This is a genomic window from Rhodococcus wratislaviensis, assembly GCF_041228765.1.
Classification (GTDB): domain Bacteria; phylum Actinomycetota; class Actinomycetes; order Mycobacteriales; family Mycobacteriaceae; genus Rhodococcus_F; species Rhodococcus_F wratislaviensis.
The window spans coordinates 572374-599370 of sequence record NZ_CP150488.1 but is presented as its reverse complement, the minus strand read 5'-3'; the positions used below and the strand labels follow the sequence as shown (position 1 = coordinate 599370).

The following is a 26997-nucleotide window of genomic DNA, read 5'->3' as shown; positions in this document are numbered from 1 at the left end:
GGGGAGCTGTCACGTGCCGATGCCGGCGAAGGCTTCGGTCAATGCCTCGATTCCCGCGCGGACCGTGGGACGGTCGTTGTCGGCTCGGCGGAGCGCGTAGATCTCGCGCTCGAGGGTGGGACGCACCGGGACGATCGCCACATTGTCCGGCACCCAGACGCGAGCCAGGCGGGGCACGAGGGCAGCGGCGAGTCCGTGCGCGACGAATTCGAGTTGAGCCGCGAATTCGGGTACTTCGTACCGGATATCCGGTTCGACGCCGCGGTTGCGCAACGTCTGCACCAGCCAGGTGTGGTACACCGCGCCCTTCTTCCACGTCGTCCACGGCATGTCCGCGATCTCGTCGAGATCGACGTGATCGCGGGACGCCAGCGGATGGTCCCGGGACAGTGCGACGTCGGCCGAGTCCCGGTGCACCAGGGAGTGCACTGCGTCCTCGGGCAGGTGCAGAGGCATCGTGACCCAGCTGTCGACGACGGCGAGGTCGAGTTCCCGGCGCACGATCGCCGGTATGAGTTCCTCGGTCTCGCCGGCGAAGAAGCTGACCCCGAGCTGTGGGTGGCGTCTGCGCAGCGTCGCCACGGCAGTCGGCACGACGACTCTGCCTGCGGACGAGAAGGACCCGATTCGCAGTTCGCCCACCACATCGCGGTCGAGGGAGACGACTTCGGATTCGGCCTGCGCCAGAAGCGATAACACTTCCTGCCCGCGACGGGCCAGGAGCCGGCCCGCATCGGTGAGTTGAACACCGCGGCCCGCGGGCACCAGGAGTGCGACGCCGACCTCCCGCTCGAACTTGCCGAGTTGCTGCGAGACCCCGGACGGTGTCACGTGCAGGGCGCGGGCCGCGGCGCCGATCGAACCGTGTTCGGCGACAGCGCACAACGCGCGGAGGCGATCGACACTCAACATGGTAGTAAGTCTACTGTTTTCATGACACGACTATTCACTTGTTGTAATGGTTGGAGCCTCGGAGAATTCTCGGTGTGACTACCGCCCTCCGTTTGCGCCCCCGTGCCCTCGTCAGCCCCTCGTTCAGCGTCGCGTCCGTCGATCCGCGACTGCTCGTTCTGGCGGGTGCGGTGGCGACCTCGCTGACCGGAAGTCTCATCAAGCTGTCCGGGGTGGAGCCGGCCACGTCGACGTTCTTCCGGTGTGTTCTGGCGTTGCCGATCCTCGGTCTCCTTGCCCTGCAGGAATTTCGGAGGTACGGCGGAATCCCGCGCCGGGTGATTGCGGCCCAGATACTCGGCGGGATGATGCTCGGCGTCGACTTCGCACTGTGGGCGCGATCGATCCACCTGATCGGTGCCGGGATCTCCACCGTCGTCGTCAACGTGCAAGTCGTCGTCGTGCCACTGCTCGCGTGGGTCTTCTTCCGTGCGCGGGTGCCGGTCCGGTTCGTCGTGGCCGTTCCCTTCCTGTTCGCCGGCGTCGCTCTCGCCGGCGGAATCCTCGGCGGCAGCGGCGACGGCGACCAGCTGTTCCTCGGGACTCTGCTGTCGCTGGCGGCGGGTGTGGCCTACGGGATCTACATCTTCGTCATCGGCCGGGCCGGATCCGCACACCGGGCGTCGTCGCAGGTGTTCGTGTCGACGATCGCCGCCGGCGTCGTCGGGACCGCGGTGGGATCGCTGTGGGGAACGGTGGACCTCACGCCGGGATGGCCCGCGCTGGGATGGTTGGCGGCACTGTCGCTGAGCAGCCAGGTACTCGGCTGGGTCCTCATCGGATTCGCACTGCCGAGGCTCGCCGCCGAGGTGGGTGCCACGTTGCTGCTGCTCCAGCCGGTCCTCGCGATGCTGTTCTCCATCGTGATCGTGCACGAGCGTCCCAGCGTCGGGCAGTTCGCCGGCTGCGCGCTCGTCGTCGCCGCGGTGTGGATGGTCACCCATGTGAAGCCGGCGAACCGTCGTCCGGTGACCGCGCGAATCGCCGAATGACCCGGGGCGCGGCCACTGGTCAAATGTTCCACCCCGTGCGCAGCGACGGTTCGTCGGCGGGCGGCTCGGGCGGGTGCTGTCTCTGCTTCGCCGTGTACAGCTCGCGGTCGGCGTGTCGATAGAGCGCGGTGAGGGGGTCGGCCTCTCCGGTGGACGACGCAGCGCCGAAGCTGAAGGGGGTGGGGCTCTCCCGGGCGAGTTGCGCCATGACGCCGGGCAGCTCGTCGTGACGCTCGCCGACAACGCAGGTGACGAACTCATCGCCGCCGACCCGGGCGAGAAGGGCGCCGCGGGGCATGTGCCCGGCGAGGTAGTTGGCGAGGTCGACGAGAACCGCGTCGCCCGCGGCGTGGCCGTAGTGATCGTTGGTCGACTTGAACTGGTCGACGTCGATGAGGGCCAACGTCACGGAGACCTGCCCCGTGCCCGCGCTTTCGAGCGCATGCCGGAACGCGAGCTCGAAACCGGCGCGATTGAGCAGGGCTGTCAGTCCGTCGGTGCTGGCCGATTCGATCAGGGTCCGGGTGAGGGACCCGAACATCTCGGCAGCGCCGACTACGCAGGTGACGGCCACGACGAGAACGGCGGCCTTCACGGTCACGGTGTCCACCTCGACCGGCACCAGCGTGAAGGCGGTGGGTGCGACGACGACTCCGACCACCATCAACCCGGTGAGGCATCCGACGAGGAGCCTCGACTGCCGTTTCGGGTAGAACACGACGAAATACATCGCCAGGAACATCGCCGCGATCGCGCAGAGCAGTTGGGCGACGGCGAGAACGAGACCGGACATCACGATCGGAGTGGCGAGCAGTGCCGCCGCCGTGCACACCTGGTAGGCCCGTCGGCTCGGCCTGCGACCGCCCCGGTGCAGCACGACGAGTGCGAACACTCCGAGGAGAACACCGGCCGTGCGAGCGGCGACGGTCTCCGGCCGGATCGACAACCCGACCATGGGAGGGAGGACGAACCCCGCCAGGTGCAGCGCAGTCGTGATCCACAGGTAGCGGCGCAGGATGCGTGGCTGATAGTCCTGTAGGACCGTGTCGACGGACGAAGCAGCGAGGGGCCTCACTCTCGCAATTATCCAGGACCGGTCCCGGAAAGGGCGGGTCTCTCGTGACCGCCCCTTCCGGGAGGACGAGTCAGCGTGGCGTGGACGCGGGGATCTGCTCGGCGTTGTCGTGCCACGGGGGTGTGTGGATGCCCGCGCCGTCGTACATCGGGAGTCGGATCCCTTGGCCGTATCGGGCGATCTGGTCCCAGGGGCGGTTGAGGCCGAACGTGCCGTACGTGCGGACCCGGGTCACCGCGTCGAGGTCGAGGGTGTCGACGAGGACTTCTTCTCCCGACCCTGCCTGCTGGCGGATGATGCCCTCCGGGTCGACGACGACGCTGGCACCGACTCCGGCCGGGTCGGCGCCGTTGACGTTGACGACGTACACCTGGTTGGTCCAAGCGTTGGCCCGGGAGCAGACGAGTTCCATCTCACGGTCGCGGGTGGTGGTGAGGGTGGGTTGGATGATCACTTCCGCGCCGAGCCAGGCCAGTTGGCGTGCGGTCTCCGGGAACGAGCCGTCGTAGCAGATGGCGAGACCGATCCGGCCGGTGCCGGGAATGTCGAAGACGACGAACTCGCTGCCGGGTGCGGTCTGTTCGTACGGCTGCCAGGGGAAGACCTTGCGGTAGCGGGCAACGACCTCGCCGAGGGGTGACACGGCGATGGCGGTGTTGTAGATCTTGTCGTCGTCGCCGCGCTCGTAGAGAGTTCCCGGCACCAGCCACAGGCCTGTTTCCTCGGCGAGTGCGCAGATCCGGTCGATGTGGGGGCCGGCGAGTGGCAGCGCCACCCGGTCCATCCAGTCGGCGCGGGCCTGCAGGAGGGGCGCCTCCGCGGCCAGCACGAGTTCGGGGACCACGACGAGTTCGACGTGCGGGAAGGTGTCGCGCACGGCGCGGACCTGGTCGGCGAACCGCTGCCAGGTGGCCTCCACATCGAACGGGATCGGGGCGGTCTGGATGGCGGCGATGGTCAGTGTGCGCATGATTTCAGTCCTCTGTGACGGTCAGTTCGGTGACGGCGGTGCGGCCGTCTCGGAAGAAGCGGCGGAAGCGGGTGCGGACGAGCATCATCGCCACGGCGCCGACGGCGATCGACCCGACGCCGAGCAGGAACACCCCGCCGATCCCGTGGAACGAGGTTGCTCCGTAGTCCGGGTCGAGCATGTCGTGGGCGCTGCGGGCGAAGGCGGCGAGCATGATCGTCCCGCCCAGTGCGGGCAGGATGCCCCGGAGGAACAGGTCGCGAGGGGAGTCGTTCAGGCGGCGGCGGAAGTACCAGACGCAGGCGAGACCGGTGACGCCGTAGTAGAACGCGATGAGAAGGCCGATGGAGAGGATCGCGTCGCCGAGGAAGTTGCCGGAGACGAGGGTGAGGGCGGTGAGCAGGACCGCGGCGGTCGCCCCGAAGAACACGGTGCCGAATGCGGGGGTGCGGTAGGTGGGGTGAATTCGGGTGAAGGCGCGGGGCAGCGCGCCGTGGGCACCCATGGAGAGTGTGGCGCGTGAGCTCCCGATGACACAGGTGAGCAGGGCTGAGATCGCCGACACGCAGATAGCGAGTTCGACCACCTTCGACAGGCCCGCGCCGAGTACCGGCGGTCCGAGTGTGGCGAGTACGTCGCCCGCGTTGTCGGGATTGCCCAGACCCAGCCCGTCGGTGCCGATGCCGGCGAAGCTGATCGCGGCGAATCCGGTGAAGAGGTACGTGCCCAGCAGGACGAGGGTGGAGATCACCGCGGCCTGACCCGGGATGCGGTCGCTGTCACGGGTTTCCTCGTTGACGGTGATCAGCGCGTCCCATCCCCAGTAGATGAACAGGCACAGCAGCACCGCCTCGGCGAAGGGGCCGAAACCGCCGAACGCGAAGGGGTTCAGCCAGGACAGGCTCGGTGCGGACGCGCCGGTGCGGGCGAACGCGGCCGCTCCGAAGCCGAACAGGGCGACCACCTGCAATCCCAGCAATACGTATTGCACCGAGGCGGCCAGTTGCAGCCCGCGGTAGGCGATGGTGGTGACCGCGGCGACGATCAGGACCGCGGTGACGATCACCGCGACGTTGTCGGATGCCAGCGAATCCAGGCCGAGCAGGGTCAGGAGGTACCCGGCTCCGACTCGGGCGAGTGCCGTCATCGCGATGAGGGTCGCGATCTGCACCACCCATCCGCCGGACAGCCACCCCGTGTGGGGACCGAATGCGCGGGTGGTCCAGACGAACGTGGTGCCGCAGTCCGGCATCTCCCGGTTCAGCTCGCGAAAAGCGAACGCGGTCAGGAGGATCGGCACGAATCCGAGAAGTAGGGCAGCGGGTGCGAGGTTGCCGACGACCATCGTCACGAAACCGAGGGTGACCGCGATGCTGTAGGCCGGCGCGACCGAGGACAGGCCGAGCGCGACCGCGGCGAGCAGACCCACGGAGCCGCCCCGCAGTCCCTTCCCGGTGGGTGCTGGTGGTGGGTCGAGGCTCGTCTCGGCGTCGGTGGGATTGGTCGACACGGTGGCTCCTGAGATCGGATTGGATTCTTTAAATAGAAATTTAAGAACAGTGTGATCTACCTGTCAATAGCTGGGCAGGTATTGTCTAAATCTCCATATAAGAACTCGCGATGAGCGGAGCGAAGGCAGTGGCGCGGAAGAAGGATCAGGGGGCCCGCCGGGCCGAACTCGGTGAGGCAGTCCAGCGGGCGGTGCTCGCGCGCGGACTCGAGGGGGTGCGTCTTCGTGACATCGCGGAGCAGGCCGGGGTCACGCCCGCCGCGGTGCTCTACTACGGCGACCTGGACGCGCTGATCTACGAGACGTATCAGCGGGCCATCGAGCGGTTCAGTCAGGAGCGCGAGCGCGTCGCCGAACAGTTCCCCGACGCGCGCGACCGCCTCCGGGCCTGCATCGATCACGGGGTCGCGAGCGGACCGGACGACGAACTGGTCCGGTTGCTGTTCGAGTGCTGGCCGAGATCGTTGCGCGACGCCAAGGCGGCGGCCCTGGACAGCTCCCTGACCGAGCGTCAAATTGCCGTCTACTACGGCATTCTGGTGATCGGTCAGTCTCAGGGGCACTTCACGCTCACCGACCCGCCGCGCCTGCTCGCCGCGAATTTCGTGGCCATGGAGGACGGCTACCAGATGGAGGTGCTGGCCGGACGTCGCAGCCGCGCCGAGGTGATCGCGAGCCTCCACTCCTACGCGCGCGCGGCCACCGGCCATGATCTGAGCGGGTAGGTGAAGTACCGGAAACTGGGAGTAACAGATAGGTTGGCTGCGCGTCGCCGGGCCCGGCCGCCGCGCACCGACAAGGAGCCTCCCATCAAGATCCTGCAGAACGTCTCGAGCGAGATCCGCGAGTGGGAACACGCCGTCACGACGGTGATGCTCCGCATACGACAGATCGGGGTGCTGATCGATCGTCTGGGGCCCGCACTCGACGACCTGTCCGAGCTGCTCCACGCCGCCAAGCAGATCGCGGAGACCGCGGAGGGGCTCGCCGTCAGTGCGAAGGGGATCGACCAGAGCGCCGAGATCATTGCCCGTGACGCGGAGAAGATCGCGCAGGCGCTGCCCGCGGTCGAGCGGCTGGGGAGACTCGCAGACCGCCTACCCGGTGGAGGTAGACGGTCTGCTGCCGGGCGGTGACGAGCCGGTGCGGCCCGTCAGGCGGTGTTACTGAGCGAGGTCATGGACGTCCGCGCCGGCCAGGCGCAGCTCGGCGGGTTGTGCATTCGGGTCGTCGGCGATCCCGGAAATCGGCATCATGGCGAGGGCCTGGTCGAAGGCGTCGACGAGCCATTCGCCGGTCACCGTCACGAGCCGAGTGTCCTCGGCGGCGGGTTGCTTCTGGAAGAAGCTCACGACCCAGGGATTCTGCGCGTCCGGATCGGAACTGAGATCCCCCGGTGCGTTGGTGGCGAGCAGGTGAATGCCGCGCTCGAAATCGACCCGGACGGCGTATCCGGTGCCGGTGTTGACGACGGTGGCCGGACGGTGCGCGGCCAGGGCCAGCGTCATCAGGGCATCGGCGTAACGAGTGGTGTGCTCCACGGTGAGTGGCATGAACGATCACCTTTCAACTTCTGTGAGCGTCGCCGCAGCAGAGCAGGCCCGGAGTTCAGTGGTCCGAAAATGCAGTTCCTCCGACAGGTCACGAGAAGATAGAAGTAAAGCTGTTCGTCGGGAGCTTCGGCTGCGAGAGCGTCGTTGGGAATGGTGCTCTCACTGTCGGCCACCTTCGAGGTGGGCGTCCTGGCACAGCGTGCACAGTTGGTACGCCCGATTAGAGCACGGACACGCCGGGCGGCCCGTGAACTCGGTAGCTGTGTACTCAACTACGACTAACCGTACGGTGCCGGGCCCGGATGCGCGACACGGGGTCGTCCGTCGGATAGCACTGTGGCCCATGACCTGCAGTCATGGGCCATGTCGGACCGGGGGTCAGTGCTGCAACACCGGGTAGTCGGTGTAGCCCTTCGCGCCCTCCGAGTAGAAGGTCTCGGGGTCCGGGATGTTGAGCGGCAGGTCTTCCTGCCAGCGCCGCACGAGATCCGGGTTGGCTATCGCGGGACGCCCGACGACGACGGCATCGGCGTGGCCGTCGTCGAGGATTGCGAGCGCTTCGTCGCGGGTGGTGACCGCGCCGAAACCACTGTTGATCAGCACCGGGCCGCCGAAGCGTATCCGCAGGTCCTGTGCGAGGGGCCCGGACGGGTCCTTGTGCAGAATGCTCAGGTAGGCGGGCTTCAGCGGAGCGATGGCGTCGACCAGCGCACCGTAAGTGGCCCGAACGTCGTCGGCGTCCAGTTCCAGGGCGTCCTGGATGTTGTGTTCGGGCGAGATGCGGATACCCACCCGGCCGGCGCCGATGGCGTCTGCCACGGCCTCGAATACCTCGACGACGAAGCGTGCCCGGTTCGCGGGGGAGCCGCCGTACGTGTCCTCACGCAGGTTCGAGGCCGGGGAGAGGAATTCGTGCAGCAGGTAGCCGTTGGCGGCGTGGATTTCGACGCCGTCCATCCCGGCTGCCACCGCGTTCCGCGACGCCTGGACGAACTCCTCGATGACGGCGGGGAGTTCCTCGGTACCCAACGCGCGGGGAACCGGGTACAGCTCCTTCCCGTCGTACGTGCGGGTCTCACCCTCGATGGCGACGGCGCTCGGACCGACCACCTCGTGACCGCCGGTGGTTCCCTCATGGGTGACGCGGCCGGCATGCATGACCTGCGCGACGATCCGTCCACCGGCCGCGTGCACGGCGTCGGCGACGTTCTTCCAGCCCGCAACCTGTTCGGGTGTCACCAGCCCGGGCTGGCCGGGGAAGCCCTGGCCGGCGTTGCTGGGGTAAGTGCCTTCACCGACGATCAGACCGAGAGAGGCCCGCTGTCGGTAGTGCTCGACCACCAGCGGTCCGGGCACGCCGTCACGCCCGGAGCGGACGCGGGTCAGGGGCGCCATCACGACCCGGTTGGGCAGTTCGAGTTCGCCGAGTGTCAAGGGGGAGAAGAGATTCACAGATATTGGTCTTTCCGTAGGCGTGTTCGGCAGCGCCGTTCTCGGTGCCGCCGCGCAGGATCGGGATCCACTGGGGGAACGGGCGTACGGGCCGCGCTATTCCGACTCGAGACGGCCGTCACTGTGCGGGCACACCGGCCTTGGACCTGAAATGCCGAGTACCGAGGAGAGTTGGTCTGCTGTTACCCGAGGTCGCCGGCCAGCACGCGGCTCTGCTTCAGGGTCTCGAGAATCAGTGAGCTCTCCAGCAGGTCGACGTGCTCGAGCCACTCGGCTTCGAGCATCAGCTCCCGCAGGGCTTCCTTCGACGGCAGCCGGAAGTCCGCGACGATCTGGTGAGTGCCCATGATGATCGCCGCGTATCGGAGGAACGGCTGAGCGGCGAGTGCCTCGGCGACCGCCGACACCTTCGACGGTTTCGCCCGGATCCACAGCAACGCGGCAACGGGGAGGCCGATCAACGCCGGGTCGAACACCGCGCGGAACGTGAGCAGCCCGGACTGCCGCATCTTGTCGATGCGCCGTTTGACGGTCTGTTCGGAGATCCCGACGAGCCGGGACAGTTCCTCGAAGCTCGCGCGGCCGTTCTCGACGACCAGCCCCACGAGCGCCTTGTCTTCCCGGTCGAGAACCACCGGGTCGGTGAACTGTGGCCAGCGGGTCTTCGGGATTCGTCGTATTTCGGCGGTCTGCGTGACGGTAAGGATTCCCGGTTCCCAGTCGTGAAGCGTACGTATGTATTCGAGCACCGGCGAGATGTCCATCTGCAGAAATCCCGACGGCGTCGCCATCTCCTGCAGGAAGAGGCGGGACTGCCGCCGGCGCGGAGCCCAGATGTCGGCGTAGCAGTGCTGCGGCCCCGACAGGACGTAGACCGTCACGCTCTCCGGTCGGTGCGCGAGCGCGACGGCCGCCGTCAATGTGCTGTCCGGGCGGCACCGGCCGTGAACGATGAACGGATCGGAATCCGCCGTGCGATGCGGGTCCGCCATTCCACGGATTTCCACCATCCCCGACTCCAGCAGTCGCGAACCTCGGCGTGCCACCGTGCGCTCGGCTTCGCCGAGGGCGGCCGCGATCGTCGACCACGTCGCGCGGCCATCGACGACCAGCGCGGCGATGATCTTGCGGTCCAGCGGATCGACTGTGTGTTCCGGCATGATCGGCCAATGATACGGCTGAATCCTCCATATTGCTTATTTTTGTTGATTGAATCCGACGCCAGAGTGACGCTTGGGGCCGAAAGCCACGTTCGCCCCCCGATAGGAGCCCCCGATGTCCGATCTGATCCAGAAACCCGCGCGTGAGGTCGTCCGGTTGCTGCGCGAAGGCGCCGAGACGCCGACCAGCATCCTCGAGGCACTCCGTAGGCACGTCGCCGAGGTAGACCCACAAGTCAACGCCCTGCCCATCCAGTTCTTCGATGCCGCTGCCGAACGCGCGGCGCGGTTGGAGGCTGAAGTTCCGGATCCGGCGGGGCGTGGTCTGCTCGCCGGACTACCGGTCGCGGTGAAGGACTACAACGACGTCGAAGGGCAGCGCACGACGCACGGCTCACCCCTCTTCGCCGACCACGTCGCCGCCCGATCCGACGCGATGGTGAGCGTCCTCGAGAACAACGGCGGCGTCCCGTACGCCAAGTCCAACGTGCCCGAGTTCGCGGGCGGTCACACGTACAACACACTGTTCGGTCCCAGCCGCAACCCGTGGAACCTCGACCGTTCGGTGGGCGGTTCCTCCGGCGGGTCCGCGGCCGCGCTCGCCTCGGGGAGCGCCTGGCTGGCGACCGGCAACGACCTGGGCGGCAGCCTCCGCACCCCGTCCGGGTACAACGCGACCGTCGGTCTGCGCCCGACTCCCGGGCGGATTCCGCGCCGCCGGCCGGCGATCCCATTCGATCCGCTGTGGGTGGAGGGGCCGATGGCGCGCAACGTCGGCGACGTCGCACTGATGCTGGATGCGATGGTCGGCCACGACCTGCACGACCCGTTGACGAGGCCGGAACGACCGCAGTCGTTCCTGGAACGCCTGACGACGTTCGATCCGCCCACCCGCGTCGGCTTCAGTCCGGACCTCGGGTGTCTCCCGGTCGAGCCGGAGATGCGCCGCATCTGCGGTGACGCGATGAAACACTTCGACGCGCTCGGCGCCGACGTCGTGACGGACTGCCCGAACTTCACCGGCGCCTACGATGCCTTCCAGGCGTTGCGGAGCCATTTGGTGGCCGCTGTGCACGGCGGGCTCCTCGCGGAGCATCGCAGCGAGGTCAAGCCCGACATCGTGTGGAACATCGAGCGCGGTCTCACTCAGTCCACGGAGACGCTGTTGTGGGCAGAACGCGTTCGAGGACAACTGTTCCACGAGTTTGCGGACTACTTCGAGACCCACGATCTGCTGGTGGTTCCGTCCGCACCGCTCGATCCTTTCCCCGCGGAGTGGACGTATCCCGAACGCATCGACGGGGTGGAATCGCGAACGTACATCGACTGGATCGCAATCACATTCTGCGTGAGCCTCACCGGGTGCCCGGTCGTCGCGCTCCCGTGCGGCTTCTCCGACGCCGGACTGCCGGTGGGACTGCAACTCGTCGGCGCGCCGGGGCAGGAGGCCCGGCTCCTCGCACACGCGCAGATGTTCGAGTCCTCGGTGGGAGTCGCGTCGAGGCTTCCCGTCGCACCACGGCGGTTCGAGGTGACGACATCATGAGTAGCACCGTCGAATCCGCGCGCCGCGGCGAGGAACAGCAGGACGCTGGGGAGGGTTTCCTTGCCAGGGTCGCCCTCCGGTTCGCGTCGGTCATCGAGCGATGGTTCCCGGACGCGTTCATCTTCGCGCTGCTCGCCGTGGCGTTGGTGGCCGGAGCCGCTCTGGCCATCGGAGCGTCGCCGGCGACGGTGGCGACGAGCTTCTCGACCGGTTTCTGGGATCTGATCCCGTTCACGATGCAGATGGCGATGGTGGTGGTCACCGGCTACATCGTGGCGTCGTCACCCCCCGCCGAACGCCTCATCACGAGACTCGCGGCGATTCCGCGCACCGCCCGAGGGGGTGTCACGTTCATCGCGGTGGTGAGCCTCGTGACGTCGATGGTGAACTGGGGTTTCGGACTCGTCTTCGCCGGGTTGCTGGCCCGGGCGATGGCACGCCGCACCGAACTCGGCCTCGACTATCGGGCCGCGGGAGCAGCAGCCTATCTGGGAATCGGCGGAATCTGGGCGCTGGGGCTGAGCTCCTCCGCCGCGCAGCTTCAGGCCAACCCGAAGAGCCTCACTCCGGAGCTGCTCGCGATCACCGGTGTAATCCCGTTCCGGGACACCATCTTCCTGTGGCAGTCGCTGTTTCTGGCAGCGGTGATCTTCGTGGTCAGCGTCGTGATCGCGTATCTGTCGGCGCCGCACAAGGCGAACTCCGTCACGGCGGAGGATCTCGGGGTGGACGTCCGCGACGTGTCGCCGCCGTTGCCGAAGCGTGAGCGCCCCGGCGACTGGCTCGAGTACAGCCCGGTGCTGCCCGTGATCGTCGGCGCACTCGTATTCGGTTGGCTGCTGAGGGAGTTCGCCGCGAGTGATCCGATTCTCGTGATCTCCAACCTGAGCACGTACAACCTGCTGTTTCTGGCGTTGGGTATGCTGCTGCACTGGCGTCCGCGGCGCTTCCTGATCGCGGTGAAGAATGCGGTTCCTGCGTGCTCGAGCATCCTGGTGCAGTTCCCGTTCTACGCCGGTATCGCCGCCGTCATGACCCGGGCGCACGATGCCGACGGGAACACGGTGGCGCACTACATCTCCGAGGGCTTCGTGAGCATCGCCTCGCACGGCACGTTCGGATTGGTCATCGGTGTCTACTCGGCGGTGCTCGGGTTGTTCATCCCGTCGGGCGGTGGCAAATGGATCATCGAAGCCCCCTACGTCATGCAGGCGTCCAACGACCTCCAGGCGCACCTCGGGTGGACGGTCCAGATCTACAACGCCGCGGAGGCGCTGCCCAATCTCGTCAACCCGTTCTGGATGCTGCCCCTCCTCGGCATCCTCGGACTTCGTGCCCGGCATCTCGTCGGGTTCACCGCGGTGCAGCTCGTCTTCCATCTCCCCATCGTGCTCGGACTGCTCTGGTTCCTGGGGAACACGCTCACCTACACCCCGCCAGTGCAACCCTGACGGCCCGCCTACAGGCTGTGGTCGCACTCGAGGAGTGCGTCGAGCCAGAGCAACGCTTCGACGAGGGCCTGCATGCGCGTGAGTGCGGTGTCGGCAGGCACGGGCGGCGGGGGATCGGATCCCGCCCGGCGCCTGCTCTGCAGGTGTCGCACGACGGCGGTGAACAGCCACTCGGCGGGCGCGGGCAACTCTTCCGCCAGTTCGGTCGCGTCGTGCACGAGGGGGACGACGCTGATGAAGCTGTCGACGGCGTCGTTGACGCTCGAGGCCGGATCCGCGATGAGGTCGGCGATGGTGGTGACGATCCACGACACGACCGCCGTGAACGCCGACCGGTCGCTGCCGTGGTCGCACGCGATCCGGGAGATCTCGGGTGCGAGCGCCTGGAAGTCGCGGTCGCCGACCAAGGTCAGGAGGCGACCGCCCAGTTGCGCGCCGTCGGCGCGCCGAGGCCCATCGATCATGGCTGTCCCACGGCAGGTATTCGGCGCCGTGAGGGTTATGGATGGGCCGGTGATCCAACCCCGTCCGCGCGGCTCAGACGTCTGCTGCGCGGTGCGCTCAGACCTCTGCCGCGACGGGCGGCTTGACCCCGACCACCGGGCACTGCGCCTCGAGGAGCACGCGCTGGGCGACGGAACCCATGAGGAGTTTGCCGACGGGGGAGCGTCGTCGCATGCCGAGGACGAGGAGTTCCGCGGCTGAGTCGTAGGACGCGTCGATGAGGTTGTCTGCGTGGGAGCGGTCGGGTTCGTTCCGCGCGATGCGATAGTCGACGCCGGCCGCGTCCGCTTCCTCCCTTGCGGAGTGCAGTTCGGCCCCGAAGCCGGGTGCCGAGGCGCTGTCTCCGTCGGCGATCACCACGAGATCGGTTGCGCGCATGCGGGCTTCGGCGAATCCGAACGCCAGCGCGCCACGACCTTCGATTGTCGGGACGTAGCTGAGAATGACGCTCATCGTGACCTCGGCTCGAGTACGGGGGTGGTCAGGGTGCCCTGGGCAAGGTATTCGTCGAGGTTCTGCAGGGTGAGAGCCTCCATCGCGGCCCGGGTCTCGGTCGTGCCGCTCGCGACGTGGGGGAGGAGAACGACGGTGTCGAGCGCGAGGAGCGCATCGGGAACGTGCGGTTCCCTTGTGAACACGTCCAGTCCGGCACCGGCGAGCTTGCGTTCGGTGAGCAGCTCGACGAGCGCGTCCTCGTCGACGACACTTCCGCGTGCCACGTTGATCAGGTAGCCGTCGGGTCCGAGGGCTTCGAGAACCTCTCGGTCCACGAGCTTTTCGGTGCCCTTGCCGCCCGCTGCGGCGACGATCAGCACATCGACCCCGGCGGCGAGTGCGGCAGCCGAGCCGACGTACGCGAACGGGGAGCCGGGAACCTCGCGCCGATTGTGGTAGGAGATCGTGCAACCGAAGCCGGTGAGGCGGGTGGCGATGGCGGAGCCGATGCGCCCCAGCCCGACGATGCCGACCCGCGTGCCGCTCACCTGCCGGGTGAGGGGGAAGTTGCCCTCGGCGGGCCAGCGGCCGTCGCGCACGAAGCGGTCGGCGGCGGAGAAGCCGCGGAGCGTGTCGATCAGCAATCCGACGGCGGTGTCGGCGACGCAGTCGGTGAGGACGTCGGGAGTATTGCTCACACCGATTCCGAGTTCCTCGGCGAGCACGACATCGGTTGTGTCGTAACCAACTCCGAAGTGCACGATGGCGCCGAGGTTCGGCAGTTCCGTCATCAGTGCCGCATCGACTCCGGTGCGGCCGGACGTCACGACCGCGGTGACGGACTCGCCGTGCTCGGCGAGGAAGCTGGTGCGGCCGTCGCCCAGCGGGAGGTCGAGTGCGTCGTACTTCTCGAAGAGCGTCGCGGTGAGGGACGGCTTCAGTGGCCCGACCTTCAGGATGCGTCCTCCCGAAACAGTCTGTACAGCAGCTTCTTTCACGGACGACTCTGCGGTCACCATCGTGCCTCCTGACGAGTGGTGGCGCGACTCTCCGCACCGCCGGTTACCCGTACGTTAAGCGGCCCTCGGAATACCTGTCCAACACGTAAATAACATGGATCGATACTCAAACGGCATTGGTTGGCGGCGCGTTGACGTGCGCGGATGTCGAAACTCCCTGTATGCGCCGGTCAGGGGCGTGCGGGGGTGATCGCAGTCTCCTTCAATCGAGCCTGTGACGGCACTCACGAGCCACTTTGCGCCGTTTCCCCCTGTTGACGCTGCGTCCGCGCCGCTCATAGCGTGTGTCTACCGTCACAGGCGGGCCCTCTTCACTCGCGTCGAGTACGCGACACATCCCTACGGAGGACACCATGAGCCCTGCACGTTCGCTGCAGCAGGGAACCCGTTACCGCGCCGTCGTCGTGGCCACCGCCGCACTGACGGTGCCGGCTCTGGCTACAGGTTGCTCGGTGGCCAATTCGAGCCACAGCGACGCCGCCAGCCCCGACACGTTGCGGATCGTGCTCCCGCAGGAGCCGCCCACGCTCGAACCCTGCGACGCGTCACTCACCTCTACCGGAGTCGTCGTCCGCTCCAACATCACCGAGCCCCTGGTGGAACGCAACGCCGATACCGGCGACCTCGAACCGAAGCTCGCCGACTCGTGGGAGCAGACGTCGGACACGGTCTGGACGTTCCGGATCCGTCCGGGCGTCACGTTCAGCGACGGCAGCGCGTTCGATGCCGAGGACGCCGCCTTCTCGATCGATCGCACCGTCAACTCGACCATCGGTTGCGACGTCGACGGGTACGTCTTCGGCGACGACGCACTCGTCGTGAACGCGATCGACCCGTCGACCGTGACGGTGCAGACCCCGGTCGCCGACCCGATCCTTCCCCTGCGGATCTCGTTCGTGGAGATGGTGCCCTCCACCACCGACGCCCAGGACAAGGTGCGCGATCCGATCGGCACCGGCCCCTACAAGATCGATTACTGGGATCACGGGCAGCGACTCGCGCTGGTCCGCAACGACACGTACTGGGGCACGGCGCCCGAGTACACGCGGGCGATCTACCAGTGGCGGACCGAGGGCAGCGTCCGGGCCGCGATGGTCACCAACGACGAGGCCGAACTCGCCACCTACCTCGGTCCGGAGGACGGCGCGGGCGACCTCGGCGTCGCCTACCCCAACAACGAGACGACGGCGCTGCGCATGATGGCCACCGAACCGCCGCTCGACGACTACCGCGTCCGCGAGGCGATCGACCTCTCCGTCAACCGGGCGGGGATCGTCAAGGCGCTGTTCCAGGGTCTCGGCGAGCCGGCCGGGCAACTCGTCGGCAGCAGCATCGTCGGGTTCGACCCCGACCTGCAGCCGACCCCCTACGACTCCGATCGCGCCGCGCAACTGGTGGCGGAGGCCAAGGCCGACGGCGTTCCCGTCGACAACCAGATCCGCCTGATCGGGCGCACGGGCCAGTTCCCCAAGATCAACGAGACCATCGAGGTCATCCAGAACTCGCTGAGCAAGGCCGGCCTGAACGTGAAGATAGAGATGATGGACACGGCCGGGCAGATGCAGTACCAGATCCGGCCGTTCCCGCAGGGCACCGGACCGATTCTGCTGATGATCCAGCACGGCAACCAGGCGGGTGACGCGCAGTTCACCGTCGACCAGTACATGCGCAGCGACGGATACCAGAGCTACTTCGGCTCGCCCGGATACGACGCGCAGATCGACGCCGCAGAGAAACTCGTCGGCGACGCCCGCCAGGACGCGTTCGCCTCGGTGCTGGCCAACGAACCGAAGGAGATCCGGCAGTTCGCGTACATCGCCCACATGAACGCGGTCCTCGCCAAGTCCCCGACCGTGCAGTACACGCCCAACTCCGCGACCGGCGACGAGATGCGCCTGAGCGAGATGACCCACGCGGACACATCCGCGAACGGCTAACCCTCTTCCCAGCCCCCCGGAGGAACCTGAGATGTCCCAACCGAACCCGATCCGAAGGCGGTGAGTCATGTTCGCCTTCCTGCGCCGACGCGTCTACACCAGCCTCGTACCCCTCCTCGTCGTCCTCTTCGGGGTGTTCCTGCTCGCCCGCCTCACCGGCGACCCGACCAACCTCTACCTCCCGGTCTCCGCGACACCCGATCAGCGCGCCGAGTTCGCCGCCGAGAACGGCCTCGACAAGCCGGTCCTGAGCCAGATGGTCGACTACCTGTCCGGGGTCGCCCACCTCGACTTCGGGGAGTCGCTTCGCACCGGTGAATCCGCCGCGACCATGGCGTTGCGGGCGTTCCCGGCCACGCTGCAACTCGCGTTCTTCACCATGCTGCTCGCGATCATCGGCGCCGTCGTGATCGGCTGCTGGGCGGCGTACCGGCCGAATTCGCTCGCCGACCGGATCTCGAGTCTGCTGTCGATGACCGCGGCCAGCATCCCCGACTTCTGGTTCGCCATCACCGGCGTGTGGATCTTCGCGGTGGTACTGGGGGTGCTGCCCACGTCGGGTACCGGAAGCGCGCTGTCGTGGATCCTGCCGATCGCCACCCTGCTGATCCGCCCGCTCGGCGTGCTCACCCAGGTGGTCCGCGGCGCGATGGTGTCGGCACTGTCCGCACCATACGTACGTCTTGCCCGGAGCAAGGGCGCCGGCGATCTGCGCGTCGTCACCCATCACGCGCTCCGCAATGCCGCGGCCCCGGCGCTGACGGTGGCCGGCGATCTCACCGTCGGCCTGGTCAACGGCGCCGTCGTCGTCGAAGCGATCTTCGGGTGGCCCGGCATCGGCAAGCTGATGATCGACGCGATCCTGCAGCGCGACTTCGCGGTCCTACAGGCGGCGGTGCTCCTGACCGCGGTCAGCATCTTCGTCCTCAACATCCTGATCGACGCGGGCTACGCACTTCTCGACGCGCGTGTCCGTGAGAAGTCCAAGGTCTAGGAGGCCGCCGACATGTCCATAGACAACGCACCCCGCCTGGACGGAGCAGGCGACGTCTATCCGAGCCCCGACGAGACGCCCGCCGTCGCGGCCCCCGTCGAAGAAACCGTTCCGGCGCCGAAACCCTCCCGGAACAAGGCACCGTTGTGGCGACTGCTCCTGCGGGACCGGGTGGCCACGGTCGCGGCGGCCATCCTGGTGTTCGTGTTCCTCGTCGCCGTCTTCGGCCCGTGGCTCGTCGGCGACGCCGCGACGGACCAGAACCTGGAACAGTCCAACCTCGCACCGTTCCACGTGGCGAACGGGTGGATGAACATCCTCGGCACCGACCCGCTCGGACGCAGCATGCTGGCCCGGTTGATCGTCGCGTGCCGCACCACCCTCCTCGTGGCGCTGCCCGCGGTCGCGCTGTCCTGCATCGTCGGGTCCCTCGTCGGCATGTGGGCCGGCTACCACCGCGGCTGGCGGGAGACGACGGCGATGCGCGTCGCCGACGTCATCATGAGTTTCCCGTCGCTGCTGATGGCCGTCGTCGTCCTGTACGTGTTCTCGCCCAGCGCCGCGAACATCGTCCTGGTCCTGGCCATCACCCGCATCCCGATCTACCTCCGCACCGCCCGCGCGGAGTCGGCGGAACTGCAGAGCCGGTTGTTCGTGGACGCCGCGCGCACGTTCGGAGCCCGCAGCGGGGCCGTCATCCGCCGGCACGTGTTCCCCATCCTGCTGCCGACGCTGCTCACCGTCGCCACCCTCGACTTCTGTTACGTGATGCTCGCCGAGTCGTCGCTGAGCTTCCTCGGCATCGGCATCCAGCCGCCCGACATCAGCTGGGGCCTGATGGTGTCCCAGGGCCGGACGTACCTGCAGACGGCGTGGTGGCTGTCGTTCTTCCCCGGGCTCGCCATCGTCATCACCACCGTGTCGGCGACCGTGCTCGCGGCATGGGCCCGGATCGCCACCGACCCCGCCCAGCGCTGGCGTCTGACCGTCCCGCGGTCGCGTCGCTCCCGGCTGTTCCCCACCCGAAAGGTCGTCTCATGAGTGCATCCGCACCGGCTGTCGAATCACTCGACGTCGCAGACATCGACCGCGTCGCCCTCGAGGTCGCGGATCTGACCGTCGACCTGCGTACCCCCTCGGGCACGGTCCGGGCCGTCGACCACGTGTCGTTCACCGCGCGGCGCGGCGAAACCCTGGCGCTGCTCGGTGAGTCGGGGTGCGGCAAGTCGATGACCGCGCAGGCGCTCGTCGGCCTGCTCGAACCGATCGCCGACGTCACCGACGGTTCGGTCCGTCTCGGCGACGTCGACCTGGTGACAGCGAAGGCCAGGACCCGCCGCACCCTCGCCGCCACCGAACTGGCCATCGTGTTCCAGGATGCGCTGACCGCACTCAACCCGGTGTACACGGTCGGCAAGCAGTTGGCCGAACCGTTCCGGATCCATCGCGGGCTCTCCGCGAAAGAGGCGCGGCGGGAGGCGATCTCGCTGATGCAGCGGGTCGGGATTCCGGAGCCCGAATCGCGCGTCGACTCCTATCCGCACCAGTTCTCCGGCGGCATGCGGCAGCGCCTGCTGATCGCGATGGCCGTCGCGCTGAGCCCGACGGTCCTGCTCGCCGACGAGCCGACGACGGCACTCGACGTCACGGTGCAGGCGCAGATCATGTCGCTGCTGCGGGATCTGCGCACCGAGCACGACATGGCCGTCATCCTCATCACCCACGACCTCGCCTTGGTCGCGGAGGAGGCCGACCGCGTCGCGATCATGTACGCGGGCAACGTCGTCGAGACCGGACCGGTCGCCGAGGTCTTCTCCTCGCCGCAGCACCCGTACACCAAGGGCCTGCTCGATTCGGTCCCCGTGCACGCGGTCCGCGGGGAGGACCTGAAATCCATCGGCGGCACCCCGCCCGACCTGCATTCCATTCCGTCCGGCTGCGTCTACCAGGCACGCTGCCCGCTGGCCCGCGACCTGTGCCGCACCACCCGCCCGCCGCTCGCCGACGTCGCCACACCCGGTCGCCGCTCGGCGTGCCATTTCCCCGAGGAGATCTCTCATGTCTGAGTCGATTCTGAAGGTGCGGGGCCTCACCAAGACGTTCAAGGTGCCGGCCAACGCGGCGGGCAAGAATCAGTTGCGCGCGCTCGACGGCATCGATCTCGACCTCGCCCGCGGCGAAACGCTCGGGCTCGTCGGCGAATCGGGCTGTGGCAAGTCCACCCTCGCCCGCACGCTGATGATGCTCGAGCGCCCGGACTCCGGTTCGGTGACGTGGGACGGCGTCGACCCGTTCTCGCTGAAGGGCAAGGACCTGCTCGCGCTGCGCCGCCGCGTGCAGATGGTGTTCCAGGACCCGTACGCGTCGCTGAACTCCCGGATGTCGGCGGCCGACATCATCGCCGAGCCGTGGCGCACCCACAAGACGATGTACAAGACGAGCCGTGACCGGGCGGCACGGGTGCGGGAACTGCTGCACCTGGTGGGTCTGCGGCCGAGCGACGAGCACCGGTACCCGCAGGAGTTCTCCGGCGGTCAGCGTCAGCGTCTCGGGATCGCCCGCGCCCTGGCGTTGAACCCGAGCGTCGTCATCTGCGACGAACCCGTGTCGGCGCTCGACCTGTCGGTGCAGGCGCAGGTGCTCAACCTGCTGAACGACCTGCAGAAGCAGCTCGGCATCTCGTACGTGTTCATCTCGCACGACCTGTCGGTGGTCCGGCACGTCGCCGACCGCGTCGCCGTGATGTATCTCGGGCGGATCGTGGAGACGGGTGCGACGGACGCCGTCTTCGACCGTCCCGCCCACCCGTACACCGAGGCACTGATGTCGGCGGCACCGAAACTGGACGCCGCATCCCGGGGCAAGCGGATCATCCTCGACGGTGAAGTGCCGTCGCCGCTGAACCCGCCGTCGGGCTGCCGGTTCCGGACCCGGTGCGCCCACGCGACCGACATCTGCGCGAGCACCGTGCCACCCGCCGCGGTCGACGAGCGCGAGAGCGGCCACGTCGCCGAATGCCACCACTCCCGGCGCCCGATCGAACTCGGCGTCCCCGTCGCGGTCGGGTGAGCGGGGCAGAGTTCGCGATCATCGCGTTCGCCGTCTTTCTCGCCTCGTGCATGCAGGCGTCGATCGGATTCGGGATGGGCATGCTCGCGGCACCCGTCGTCGCGCTCGTCGATCCGGGCCTGCTGCCCGGGACGCTGATCATGACGGCAACGGTCGTCACGATGATGGTGGTGTGGCGGGAACGCGACGCCCTCGATCTGTCGGGCACCGGGTGGGCGCTGGCCGGCCGGGTGCCGGGCACGATCGCGGGTGCGTTGCTGCTGGTGGTGCTGCCGGAACGGGGGTTGTCGCTGCTGCTCGCGGCCGTGGTGCTGTCCGGGGTCGTCTTCGCGACACTGGGCTGGGCACCGCCGCCGCGGCGCCGGAACCTCGCCGTCGCCGGCGCCGCGTCGGGTCTGCTCGGCACGGCCACCTCGATCGGCGGACCGCCGATGGCCCTGGTGATGCAGGGGTCGAAGGGGGCGCAGCTGCGCGGCAACATGAGCGCGTTCTTCCTGGTGGGCTCCACGCTGTCGGTCGCCGTGCTCGCCGCGACGGGGTCGGTGCACCGCGAGTCGGCGGTGATGTTCCTGCTGCTGATCCCGGCGACGGTGCTCGGCTACGTGGCGTCGAGGTTCGTGAACCGCCACCTGGACGCGGCACGCCTGCGCCGGGCGTCGATCACGGTCTCCTGTGTCGGTGCGTTGATGCTGATCGGACAGCAGCTTCTCTGATGCAGTGTCTGCATCGTTCGATGCTCAACAAGTCTTGGACATGTATCGATCGGGCCACTTAGAGTTTGGGTTGTGAGGCGCCTCACGGGCGTCGCTGCGCTGTGAAGGAAGGTTTCGGAAGATGAGTACAACAAGCACCCCGGTCGTCACCGACATGCGAGTGGTCCCGATCGCGGGCCACGACAGCATGCTCCTGAACCTGTCCGGCGCGCATGCCCCGTACTTCACCCGGAACCTGGTGATCCTCACCGATTCCGACGGCAACACCGGTGTCGGCGAGGTGCCCGGCGGTGAACCGATCCGCCGTACCCTCGAAGACGCCCGTGCGATCGTGACGGGACGCAGCATCGGCGAGTACAACGGCGTTCTCGCCGATCTGCGGCGCACGTTCGCCGACCGCGACGCCGCGGGCCGCGGCAACCAGACGTTCGACCTCCGTGTCGCGATCCACGCCGTCACCGCCGTCGAGTCGGCACTCCTCGACGTCCTCGGGCAGCACCTCGGCGTTCCCGTCGCGGCCCTGCTCGGCGAGGGCCAGCAGCGCGAGAAGGTGCAGGCGCTCGGCTATCTCTTCTTCGTCGGCGACCGCAACAAGACCGACCTCGAGTACCAGTCGGGTGCGGCGGAGTCCGACGACTGGCTGCGTCTGCGGCACGAGGAGGCGTTGACACCGGACGCGGTCGTGCGGCTCGCCGAGGCGGCCCAGGCGCGGTACGGTTTCGCCGACTTCAAGCTCAAGGGCGGTGTCCTCGCACCCCACGAGGAGGCGGCGGCCGTCACGGCGCTCGCCGAGCGGTTCCCCGACGCCCGGATCACCCTCGACCCCAACGGCGGTTGGCTGCTGTCGGAGGCGATCGAGACCTGCCGCGGGCTGAAAGACGTTCTCGCGTATGCCGAGGACCCGGTCGGCCCCGAGGGCAGCTTCTCCGGTCGCGAGGTGATGAGCGAATTCAAGCGCGCCACCGGACTGCCGACGGCCACCAACATGATTGCCACCGACTGGCGCGAGATGGGGCACACCATCCGCTCCGGCGCCGTCGACATCCCGCTCGCCGACCCGCACTTCTGGACGATGAACGGGTCCGTCCGCGTCGCCCAGCTCTGCGATGCGTGGGGCCTCACGTGGGGTTCGCATTCCAACAACCACTTCGACGTGTCGCTCGCCATGTTCACCCACGTCGCGGCCGCGGCTCCGGGCGACATCACCGCCATCGACACCCACTGGATCTGGCAGGACGGTCAGCGGATCACCAAGGACCCGTACGAGATCGAAGACGGCTACCTCACCGTGCCGTCGACTCCCGGTCTCGGTGTCGAACTCGACATGGACCGCGTCGAGGCCGCCCACGAGCTGTACCGGCAGAAGGGGCTCGGCGCGCGCGACGACTCGATCGGCATGCAGTTCCTGGTGCCGAACTGGACATTCGACAGCAAGCGCCCGGCGTTGGTGCGCGCCTGATGAAGGTCGTCGTCGGCGACCGGAACCTGCTGCCGCATCGCGAACTGTTCGAGTCGGGACTGCCGTCCGGCGCGACGGTGTCGTGGCATCGGACGTTCGACGAGCCGGCGATCGCCGCCGACCTCGCCGACGCCGACGTGTACGTGGGCGGCCGGTTCACCGCCGCAATGGCGGCCGCAGCGCCGAAACTGCGCCTGCTGCACGTCGCAGGCGCGGGCACCGACAACGTGGCGTTCGCCGCGCTGCCCGCGGACACCCTGGTGGCCAACACCTTCCACCACGAGGACTCGATCGCCGAGTACATCGTGTCGGCGGCGCTGATGCTGAGACGCGGATTCCTCCGTCACGACCGCGCACTCCGCGGCGACGTGTGGGCCACATCCGTCTACGACGACGCCATCGCGCAGTCCCGGTCGATGCGGGGCGCGCGGGTCGGATTCGTCGGCTTCGGTCACATCGGCCGGCGCTCGTGGAATGTGCTGCGCGCGTTCGGCGCCGAGGGCTGCGCAGTGACCGGGCGGGGAAATCTCGACGCCGCCGCGGAAGGCCTCGGATGGGCAGGCGACAACACGTCGCTGCTCCGGCTCCTGACGGAGTCCGACGTCGTGGTGGTGTCCGCGCCGCTGAACGATCACACCCGCGGCATGATCGGCGGCGCGGAACTCGACGCGCTCGGCCCCGACGGCATCCTGATCAACGTCGGGCGCGGCCCCCTCGTCCAGGAACAACCGCTGTACGACGCGCTCGCGTCGCACCGGATCGCGGCCGCGGCGATCGACGTCTGGTACACCTACCCCGACGCCGGCGGTCACGGCGCCCCGAGCGCGCTGCCGTTCCGCGACCTGCCGAACATCCTGATGACCCCGCACTCGTCCGGCGTCACCGACCACACGTTCGTCGGTCGCGTCCGCGACATCATCGACAACATCCGCCGGCTGGACACGGGGCAGACGGTCCTGCGCACCGTCCGCCCCGCCTAGCGTGCGTCAGTAGTTACCGCAGGTCTCGGCGATCGTCAGCGCCTTCGCGCGCCACTCGACTGCCGGTCCCTCGGTGGGCACGGTGTCCAGTCGGCTCTTCAGCTGCGGGTGCGCGTCGAGGACGGCCTGGCGGTCGGCCGGGGACTTCGAGAAGAAGTCGGCCAGCTGAGCCTTGCGCTCGGGGGCCTGGTCGAGGCGTGCGGCGAGCTGCGGAGTCACGTCGTGCATCGCCGCATCGATCTGCGCGAAGCTGCAGGTGGAGTTCACGAGGCGGGCGGAGTCGGAGTCGACCGGATCGGCGGAGGCGATGCCCGGGATCACGAGGGCGGCGGAGATCGCGCCCACGGCGGCGATACCGAAGTGCAGACGTGCTCGTGAAACATTCATGACGAGTCCTCCCATGTCGGTTGGTTTGCCGGGGCAACGATAGGGGCCCGAATTGTGACTTTTCTGAGGACCGTCTGAGAATTGGTGCGGCGAAGATGGTGCGCAACGCGAAGGCTGCACGTCAGCAGCCCACCGATCAGCGTTCGGCGTTCGACAGGTTCGTCGAGCAGATCGAACTCCGGGTCAGCCAGGCGCCGTTCCAGCTGTGTGGGGTCGTCCACAGCCCGTGGACGAGGTCGAGGGTGTCGGGCGCTGCGGTGTGACTGTTCATGACTGTGATCCTTTTGTCTCGGGTGAGGGGATGCCACGAGGTGTAGGTATCGAGAAAGGGTGAGCAGGTCCTTGCCGAGCTCGACGTTGTGTGTGTCGGTGATGCCGTGCGGGCACCCGGGTAGACCCCGAGCGCGGCGCCGTCGACCTTGTCGACGTCAGCTCGGACGCCGCGAGGTCGGTCCTGCGCTTCCCAGCTGTCCGCATTGAGCGGCCACCCGTGGCTCAGGACTACGGGCGGCCGGCACCCCAGTTCTTGTAGAGGATGTCGGTGCCGTCGAGAGTGGTGACTGCCGGTATGCCGTACTCCTCATGAAGACTCCCCGATGAAGAGTGAGTGGTAATGGGAGCGACGGTCCCATCGTCGAGCTTTCGGACCTGCGAACCGGCTCAGCGTGCACGCTTCTGATCTGACGGTGTACGCCGGGAGGAATGGCAGATCCGGCGGATTCCAGCGTGCGAATCCCCGCGACCAGGCGATTTGGAATATCGCGTGCGGTTCGCGTAACTTATTCCAAGTCAGAGCGACACGGACACCGACATTCACCACCTGGTGATGCAACGAGGTTGTACGAAGTGCCTGACCAATCCGAAGTTCACCATCGTGTATGGTTGCGCTTCAACCCCGGAATGTCTTCAGCGGGTGCCGGTTTGCGCCGGTCAACCCGATGAGATAAGCTGGAAAAGTTGCCCCGGAGCGGCTGGCAAGTGTGCCAGGAGTGATGGTGTGTGCGTGTTCTTTGAGAACTCAACAGTGTGTCGATGAATGTCAGTGCCAAATGTTTTTGGTACTCCGCATCACGGATTGCTTTCGGGGCCTTCGGGTTTCGGGGTGTTGGTGGTGTGGGTATTTGCTGGCTCTTCTCCTTCTTCCGTCGGAGGGGGGTCAGTGTTTGAAATGCTAGTTTGAGTTTTTGATTGCTAGTGATTTGACTCGATGTCTATGACTGATTGGCAGGTTCGCCTGTGAAATCTAGAGTCTTCAACGGAGAGTTTGATCCTGGCTCAGGACGAACGCTGGCGGCGTGCTTAACACATGCAAGTCGAGCGGTAAGGCCCTTCGGGGTACACGAGCGGCGAACGGGTGAGTAACACGTGGGTGATCTGCCCTGCACTTCGGGATAAGCCTGGGAAACTGGGTCTAATACCGGATATGACCTTCGGCTGCATGGCTGAGGGTGGAAAGGTTTACTGGTGCAGGATGGGCCCGCGGCCTATCAGCTTGTTGGTGGGGTAATGGCCTACCAAGGCGACGACGGGTAGCCGACCTGAGAGGGTGACCGGCCACACTGGGACTGAGACACGGCCCAGACTCCTACGGGAGGCAGCAGTGGGGAATATTGCACAATGGGCGAAAGCCTGATGCAGCGACGCCGCGTGAGGGATGACGGCCTTCGGGTTGTAAACCTCTTTCAGCAGGGACGAAGCGAAAGTGACGGTACCTGCAGAAGAAGCACCGGCCAACTACGTGCCAGCAGCCGCGGTAATACGTAGGGTGCAAGCGTTGTCCGGAATTACTGGGCGTAAAGAGCTCGTAGGCGGTTTGTCGCGTCGTCTGTGAAAACTCGAGGCTCAACCTCGAGCTTGCAGGCGATACGGGCAGACTTGAGTACTGCAGGGGAGACTGGAATTCCTGGTGTAGCGGTGAAATGCGCAGATATCAGGAGGAACACCGGTGGCGAAGGCGGGTCTCTGGGCAGTAACTGACGCTGAGGAGCGAAAGCGTGGGTAGCGAACAGGATTAGATACCCTGGTAGTCCACGCCGTAAACGGTGGGCGCTAGGTGTGGGTTTCCTTCCACGGGATCCGTGCCGTAGCTAACGCATTAAGCGCCCCGCCTGGGGAGTACGGCCGCAAGGCTAAAACTCAAAGGAATTGACGGGGGCCCGCACAAGCGGCGGAGCATGTGGATTAATTCGATGCAACGCGAAGAACCTTACCTGGGTTTGACATATACCGGAAAGCCGTAGAGATACGGCCCCCCTTGTGGTCGGTATACAGGTGGTGCATGGCTGTCGTCAGCTCGTGTCGTGAGATGTTGGGTTAAGTCCCGCAACGAGCGCAACCCTTGTCTTATGTTGCCAGCACGTAATGGTGGGGACTCGTAAGAGACTGCCGGGGTCAACTCGGAGGAAGGTGGGGACGACGTCAAGTCATCATGCCCCTTATGTCCAGGGCTTCACACATGCTACAATGGCCGGTACAGAGGGCTGCGATACCGTGAGGTGGAGCGAATCCCTTAAAGCCGGTCTCAGTTCGGATCGGGGTCTGCAACTCGACCCCGTGAAGTCGGAGTCGCTAGTAATCGCAGATCAGCAACGCTGCGGTGAATACGTTCCCGGGCCTTGTACACACCGCCCGTCACGTCATGAAAGTCGGTAACACCCGAAGCCGGTGGCCTAACCCCTTGTGGGAGGGAGCCGTCGAAGGTGGGATCGGCGATTGGGACGAAGTCGTAACAAGGTAGCCGTACCGGAAGGTGCGGCTGGATCACCTCCTTTCTAAGGAGCACATCTCCAGCAGGGGATCAACACAGGTTGATTTCTCCTCTGGCAGAGACTGTTTCGTTC

Annotated in this window: 25 protein-coding genes and 1 rRNA gene; 14 read left to right on the top strand and 12 right to left on the bottom strand. The window is 67.0% G+C overall.

Going from position 1 to position 26997, the window contains the following annotated elements:
• Positions 1 to 9 precede the first annotated feature (9 nt).
• Positions 10 to 912, bottom strand: coding sequence for a LysR family transcriptional regulator (locus WKC72_RS02660; RefSeq protein ID WP_037236209.1), 903 nt, complete (start codon positions 910 to 912; stop codon positions 10 to 12).
• A gap of 74 nt (positions 913 to 986) precedes the next feature.
• Between WKC72_RS02660 and WKC72_RS02655 the strand changes: the two genes are divergently transcribed.
• On the top strand, positions 987 to 1943 hold the full coding sequence (locus WKC72_RS02655) for a DMT family transporter (protein WP_370181661.1): 957 nt from the start codon (positions 987 to 989) through the stop codon (positions 1941 to 1943).
• Between the two features lie 19 nt (positions 1944 to 1962).
• Here the strand turns inward: WKC72_RS02655 and WKC72_RS02650 are convergent, their stop codons facing one another.
• The 3 genes from WKC72_RS02650 to WKC72_RS02640 form a co-directional block, all read right to left on the bottom strand.
• Entirely contained in the window at positions 1963 to 3018 is a 1056-nt protein-coding gene (locus WKC72_RS02650) for a diguanylate cyclase (RefSeq protein ID WP_037236215.1), read from the bottom strand.
• 70 nt (positions 3019 to 3088) lie between these two features.
• Entirely contained in the window at positions 3089 to 3988 is a 900-nt protein-coding gene (locus WKC72_RS02645; RefSeq protein WP_037236217.1) for a carbon-nitrogen hydrolase family protein, read from the bottom strand.
• Between the two features lie 4 nt (positions 3989 to 3992).
• Complete coding sequence (locus WKC72_RS02640; protein WP_268792067.1) at positions 3993 to 5498, bottom strand: APC family permease; 1506 nt, start codon at positions 5496 to 5498, stop codon at positions 3993 to 3995.
• Between the two features lie 110 nt (positions 5499 to 5608).
• Between WKC72_RS02640 and WKC72_RS02635 the strand changes: the two genes are divergently transcribed.
• The gene (locus WKC72_RS02635; RefSeq protein ID WP_245973384.1) at positions 5609 to 6223 is read left to right on the top strand and encodes a TetR/AcrR family transcriptional regulator; all 615 of its coding nucleotides are present in this window, start codon (positions 5609 to 5611) and stop codon (positions 6221 to 6223) included.
• A 33-nt stretch (positions 6224 to 6256) separates the two neighbouring features.
• On the top strand, positions 6257 to 6634 hold the full coding sequence (locus WKC72_RS02630; RefSeq protein WP_037236223.1) for a hypothetical protein: 378 nt from the start codon (positions 6257 to 6259) through the stop codon (positions 6632 to 6634).
• 27 nt (positions 6635 to 6661) lie between these two features.
• On the opposite strand, the gene WKC72_RS02625 is transcribed toward WKC72_RS02630, so the two are convergent.
• From WKC72_RS02625 to WKC72_RS02615, 3 genes are all read right to left on the bottom strand, one after another.
• Complete coding sequence (locus tag WKC72_RS02625) at positions 6662 to 7051, bottom strand: hypothetical protein (protein ID WP_037236225.1); 390 nt, start codon at positions 7049 to 7051, stop codon at positions 6662 to 6664.
• Between the two features lie 378 nt (positions 7052 to 7429).
• Positions 7430 to 8503, bottom strand: coding sequence for an alkene reductase (locus WKC72_RS02620; RefSeq protein ID WP_370181660.1), 1074 nt, complete (start codon positions 8501 to 8503; stop codon positions 7430 to 7432).
• A 182-nt stretch (positions 8504 to 8685) separates the two neighbouring features.
• Complete coding sequence (locus tag WKC72_RS02615; RefSeq protein ID WP_370181659.1) at positions 8686 to 9663, bottom strand: Lrp/AsnC family transcriptional regulator; 978 nt, start codon at positions 9661 to 9663, stop codon at positions 8686 to 8688.
• Positions 9664 to 9778: 115 nt separating this feature from the next.
• Here WKC72_RS02615 and WKC72_RS02610 point away from each other — a divergent pair, with 115 nt between their 5' ends.
• Positions 9779 to 11209, top strand: coding sequence for an amidase (locus tag WKC72_RS02610; RefSeq protein WP_370181658.1), 1431 nt, complete (start codon positions 9779 to 9781; stop codon positions 11207 to 11209).
• Positions 11206 to 12660 carry a short-chain fatty acid transporter gene (locus tag WKC72_RS02605; RefSeq protein WP_370181657.1) on the top strand — a complete coding sequence of 485 codons (1455 nt, stop codon included), beginning with the start codon at positions 11206 to 11208 and terminating at the stop codon, positions 12658 to 12660. Before WKC72_RS02610 ends, WKC72_RS02605 begins: the two co-directional genes overlap by 4 nt.
• Positions 12661 to 12668: 8 nt before the next feature.
• Here the strand turns inward: WKC72_RS02605 and WKC72_RS02600 are convergent, their stop codons facing one another.
• The 3 genes from WKC72_RS02600 to WKC72_RS02590 all read right to left on the bottom strand — a co-directional run bounded on the left by WKC72_RS02600 (position 12669) and on the right by WKC72_RS02590 (position 14618).
• Entirely contained in the window at positions 12669 to 13124 is a 456-nt protein-coding gene (locus tag WKC72_RS02600; RefSeq protein WP_112301513.1) for a hypothetical protein, read from the bottom strand.
• 97 nt (positions 13125 to 13221) lie between these two features.
• A complete protein-coding gene (locus WKC72_RS02595; protein WP_037236234.1) occupies positions 13222 to 13617 on the bottom strand; it encodes a universal stress protein in 396 nt (131 codons plus the stop codon).
• A complete protein-coding gene (locus tag WKC72_RS02590; protein WP_370181656.1) occupies positions 13614 to 14618 on the bottom strand; it encodes a 2-hydroxyacid dehydrogenase in 1005 nt (334 codons plus the stop codon). The genes WKC72_RS02595 and WKC72_RS02590 overlap by 4 nt, the downstream gene beginning before the upstream one ends.
• Before the next feature lie 353 nt (positions 14619 to 14971).
• On the opposite strand from WKC72_RS02590, the gene WKC72_RS02585 reads away from it, so the two are divergent.
• The 8 genes from WKC72_RS02585 to WKC72_RS02550 all read left to right on the top strand — a co-directional run bounded on the left by WKC72_RS02585 (position 14972) and on the right by WKC72_RS02550 (position 23770).
• The gene (locus WKC72_RS02585) at positions 14972 to 16555 is read left to right on the top strand and encodes an ABC transporter substrate-binding protein (protein ID WP_370181655.1); all 1584 of its coding nucleotides are present in this window, start codon (positions 14972 to 14974) and stop codon (positions 16553 to 16555) included.
• Between the two features lie 67 nt (positions 16556 to 16622).
• Positions 16623 to 17549: an ABC transporter permease gene (locus WKC72_RS02580; RefSeq protein WP_037236243.1), complete on the top strand. Its 927-nt coding sequence runs from the start codon at positions 16623 to 16625 to the stop codon at positions 17547 to 17549.
• Between the two features lie 12 nt (positions 17550 to 17561).
• Positions 17562 to 18590 carry an ABC transporter permease gene (locus WKC72_RS02575; protein ID WP_037236246.1) on the top strand — a complete coding sequence of 343 codons (1029 nt, stop codon included), beginning with the start codon at positions 17562 to 17564 and terminating at the stop codon, positions 18588 to 18590.
• Positions 18587 to 19615, top strand: a complete 1029-nt coding sequence (locus tag WKC72_RS02570) for an ABC transporter ATP-binding protein (RefSeq protein ID WP_112301517.1) — start codon at positions 18587 to 18589, stop codon at positions 19613 to 19615. The genes WKC72_RS02575 and WKC72_RS02570 overlap by 4 nt, the downstream gene beginning before the upstream one ends.
• Positions 19608 to 20618, top strand: coding sequence for an ABC transporter ATP-binding protein (locus tag WKC72_RS02565; RefSeq protein ID WP_370181654.1), 1011 nt, complete (start codon positions 19608 to 19610; stop codon positions 20616 to 20618). Before WKC72_RS02570 ends, WKC72_RS02565 begins: the two co-directional genes overlap by 8 nt.
• Positions 20615 to 21331, top strand: a complete 717-nt coding sequence (locus WKC72_RS02560; protein ID WP_370181653.1) for a sulfite exporter TauE/SafE family protein — start codon at positions 20615 to 20617, stop codon at positions 21329 to 21331. The genes WKC72_RS02565 and WKC72_RS02560 overlap by 4 nt, the downstream gene beginning before the upstream one ends.
• A gap of 121 nt (positions 21332 to 21452) precedes the next feature.
• On the top strand, positions 21453 to 22790 hold the full coding sequence (gudD, locus tag WKC72_RS02555; RefSeq protein WP_265146855.1) for a glucarate dehydratase: 1338 nt from the start codon (positions 21453 to 21455) through the stop codon (positions 22788 to 22790).
• Positions 22790 to 23770: a 2-hydroxyacid dehydrogenase gene (locus WKC72_RS02550; protein WP_370181652.1), complete on the top strand. Its 981-nt coding sequence runs from the start codon at positions 22790 to 22792 to the stop codon at positions 23768 to 23770. Before gudD ends, WKC72_RS02550 begins: the two co-directional genes overlap by 1 nt.
• A 6-nt stretch (positions 23771 to 23776) precedes the next feature.
• Here WKC72_RS02550 and WKC72_RS02545 read toward each other — a convergent pair whose 3' ends face one another.
• Together WKC72_RS02545 and WKC72_RS02540 are read right to left on the bottom strand one after the other, a co-directional pair.
• On the bottom strand, positions 23777 to 24157 hold the full coding sequence (locus WKC72_RS02545) for a hemophore-related protein (RefSeq protein WP_025431617.1): 381 nt from the start codon (positions 24155 to 24157) through the stop codon (positions 23777 to 23779).
• Between the two features lie 136 nt (positions 24158 to 24293).
• The gene (locus WKC72_RS02540) at positions 24294 to 24428 is read right to left on the bottom strand and encodes a hypothetical protein (RefSeq protein WP_255221603.1); all 135 of its coding nucleotides are present in this window, start codon (positions 24426 to 24428) and stop codon (positions 24294 to 24296) included.
• A 981-nt stretch (positions 24429 to 25409) separates the two neighbouring features.
• Here WKC72_RS02540 and WKC72_RS02535 point away from each other — a divergent pair.
• Positions 25410 to 26928: ribosomal RNA gene (locus tag WKC72_RS02535) — 16S ribosomal RNA — on the top strand.
• The last annotated feature ends 69 nt before the right edge of the window (positions 26929 to 26997 follow it).

What these genes read in the sequence shown, in the direction of transcription:
- WKC72_RS02660 (WP_037236209.1), bottom strand. Translation starts at nt 912, where the DNA reads ATGTTGAGTGTCGATCGCCTCCGCGCGTTGTGCGCTGTCGCCGAACAC.
- WKC72_RS02645 (WP_037236217.1), bottom strand. Translation starts at nt 3,988, where the DNA reads ATGCGCACACTGACCATCGCCGCCATCCAGACCGCCCCGATCCCGTTC.
- WKC72_RS02635 (WP_245973384.1), top strand. Translation starts at nt 5,609, where the DNA reads ATGAGCGGAGCGAAGGCAGTGGCGCGGAAGAAGGATCAGGGGGCCCGC.
- WKC72_RS02625 (WP_037236225.1), bottom strand. Translation starts at nt 7,051, where the DNA reads ATGCCACTCACCGTGGAGCACACCACTCGTTACGCCGATGCCCTGATG.
- WKC72_RS02615 (WP_370181659.1), bottom strand. Translation starts at nt 9,663, where the DNA reads ATGCCGGAACACACAGTCGATCCGCTGGACCGCAAGATCATCGCCGCG.
- WKC72_RS02610 (WP_370181658.1), top strand. Translation starts at nt 9,779, where the DNA reads ATGTCCGATCTGATCCAGAAACCCGCGCGTGAGGTCGTCCGGTTGCTG.
- WKC72_RS02605 (WP_370181657.1), top strand. Translation starts at nt 11,206, where the DNA reads ATGAGTAGCACCGTCGAATCCGCGCGCCGCGGCGAGGAACAGCAGGAC.
- WKC72_RS02600 (WP_112301513.1), bottom strand. Translation starts at nt 13,124, where the DNA reads ATGATCGATGGGCCTCGGCGCGCCGACGGCGCGCAACTGGGCGGTCGC.
- WKC72_RS02595 (WP_037236234.1), bottom strand. Translation starts at nt 13,617, where the DNA reads ATGAGCGTCATTCTCAGCTACGTCCCGACAATCGAAGGTCGTGGCGCG.
- WKC72_RS02590 (WP_370181656.1), bottom strand. Translation starts at nt 14,618, where the DNA reads ATGGTGACCGCAGAGTCGTCCGTGAAAGAAGCTGCTGTACAGACTGTT.
- WKC72_RS02585 (WP_370181655.1), top strand. Translation starts at nt 14,972, where the DNA reads ATGAGCCCTGCACGTTCGCTGCAGCAGGGAACCCGTTACCGCGCCGTC.
- WKC72_RS02580 (WP_037236243.1), top strand. Translation starts at nt 16,623, where the DNA reads ATGTTCGCCTTCCTGCGCCGACGCGTCTACACCAGCCTCGTACCCCTC.
- WKC72_RS02575 (WP_037236246.1), top strand. Translation starts at nt 17,562, where the DNA reads ATGTCCATAGACAACGCACCCCGCCTGGACGGAGCAGGCGACGTCTAT.
- WKC72_RS02570 (WP_112301517.1), top strand. Translation starts at nt 18,587, where the DNA reads ATGAGTGCATCCGCACCGGCTGTCGAATCACTCGACGTCGCAGACATC.
- WKC72_RS02565 (WP_370181654.1), top strand. Translation starts at nt 19,608, where the DNA reads ATGTCTGAGTCGATTCTGAAGGTGCGGGGCCTCACCAAGACGTTCAAG.
- gudD (WP_265146855.1), top strand. Translation starts at nt 21,453, where the DNA reads ATGAGTACAACAAGCACCCCGGTCGTCACCGACATGCGAGTGGTCCCG.
- WKC72_RS02550 (WP_370181652.1), top strand. Translation starts at nt 22,790, where the DNA reads ATGAAGGTCGTCGTCGGCGACCGGAACCTGCTGCCGCATCGCGAACTG.
- WKC72_RS02545 (WP_025431617.1), bottom strand. Translation starts at nt 24,157, where the DNA reads ATGAATGTTTCACGAGCACGTCTGCACTTCGGTATCGCCGCCGTGGGC.
- WKC72_RS02540 (WP_255221603.1), bottom strand. Translation starts at nt 24,428, where the DNA reads ATGAACAGTCACACCGCAGCGCCCGACACCCTCGACCTCGTCCACGGG.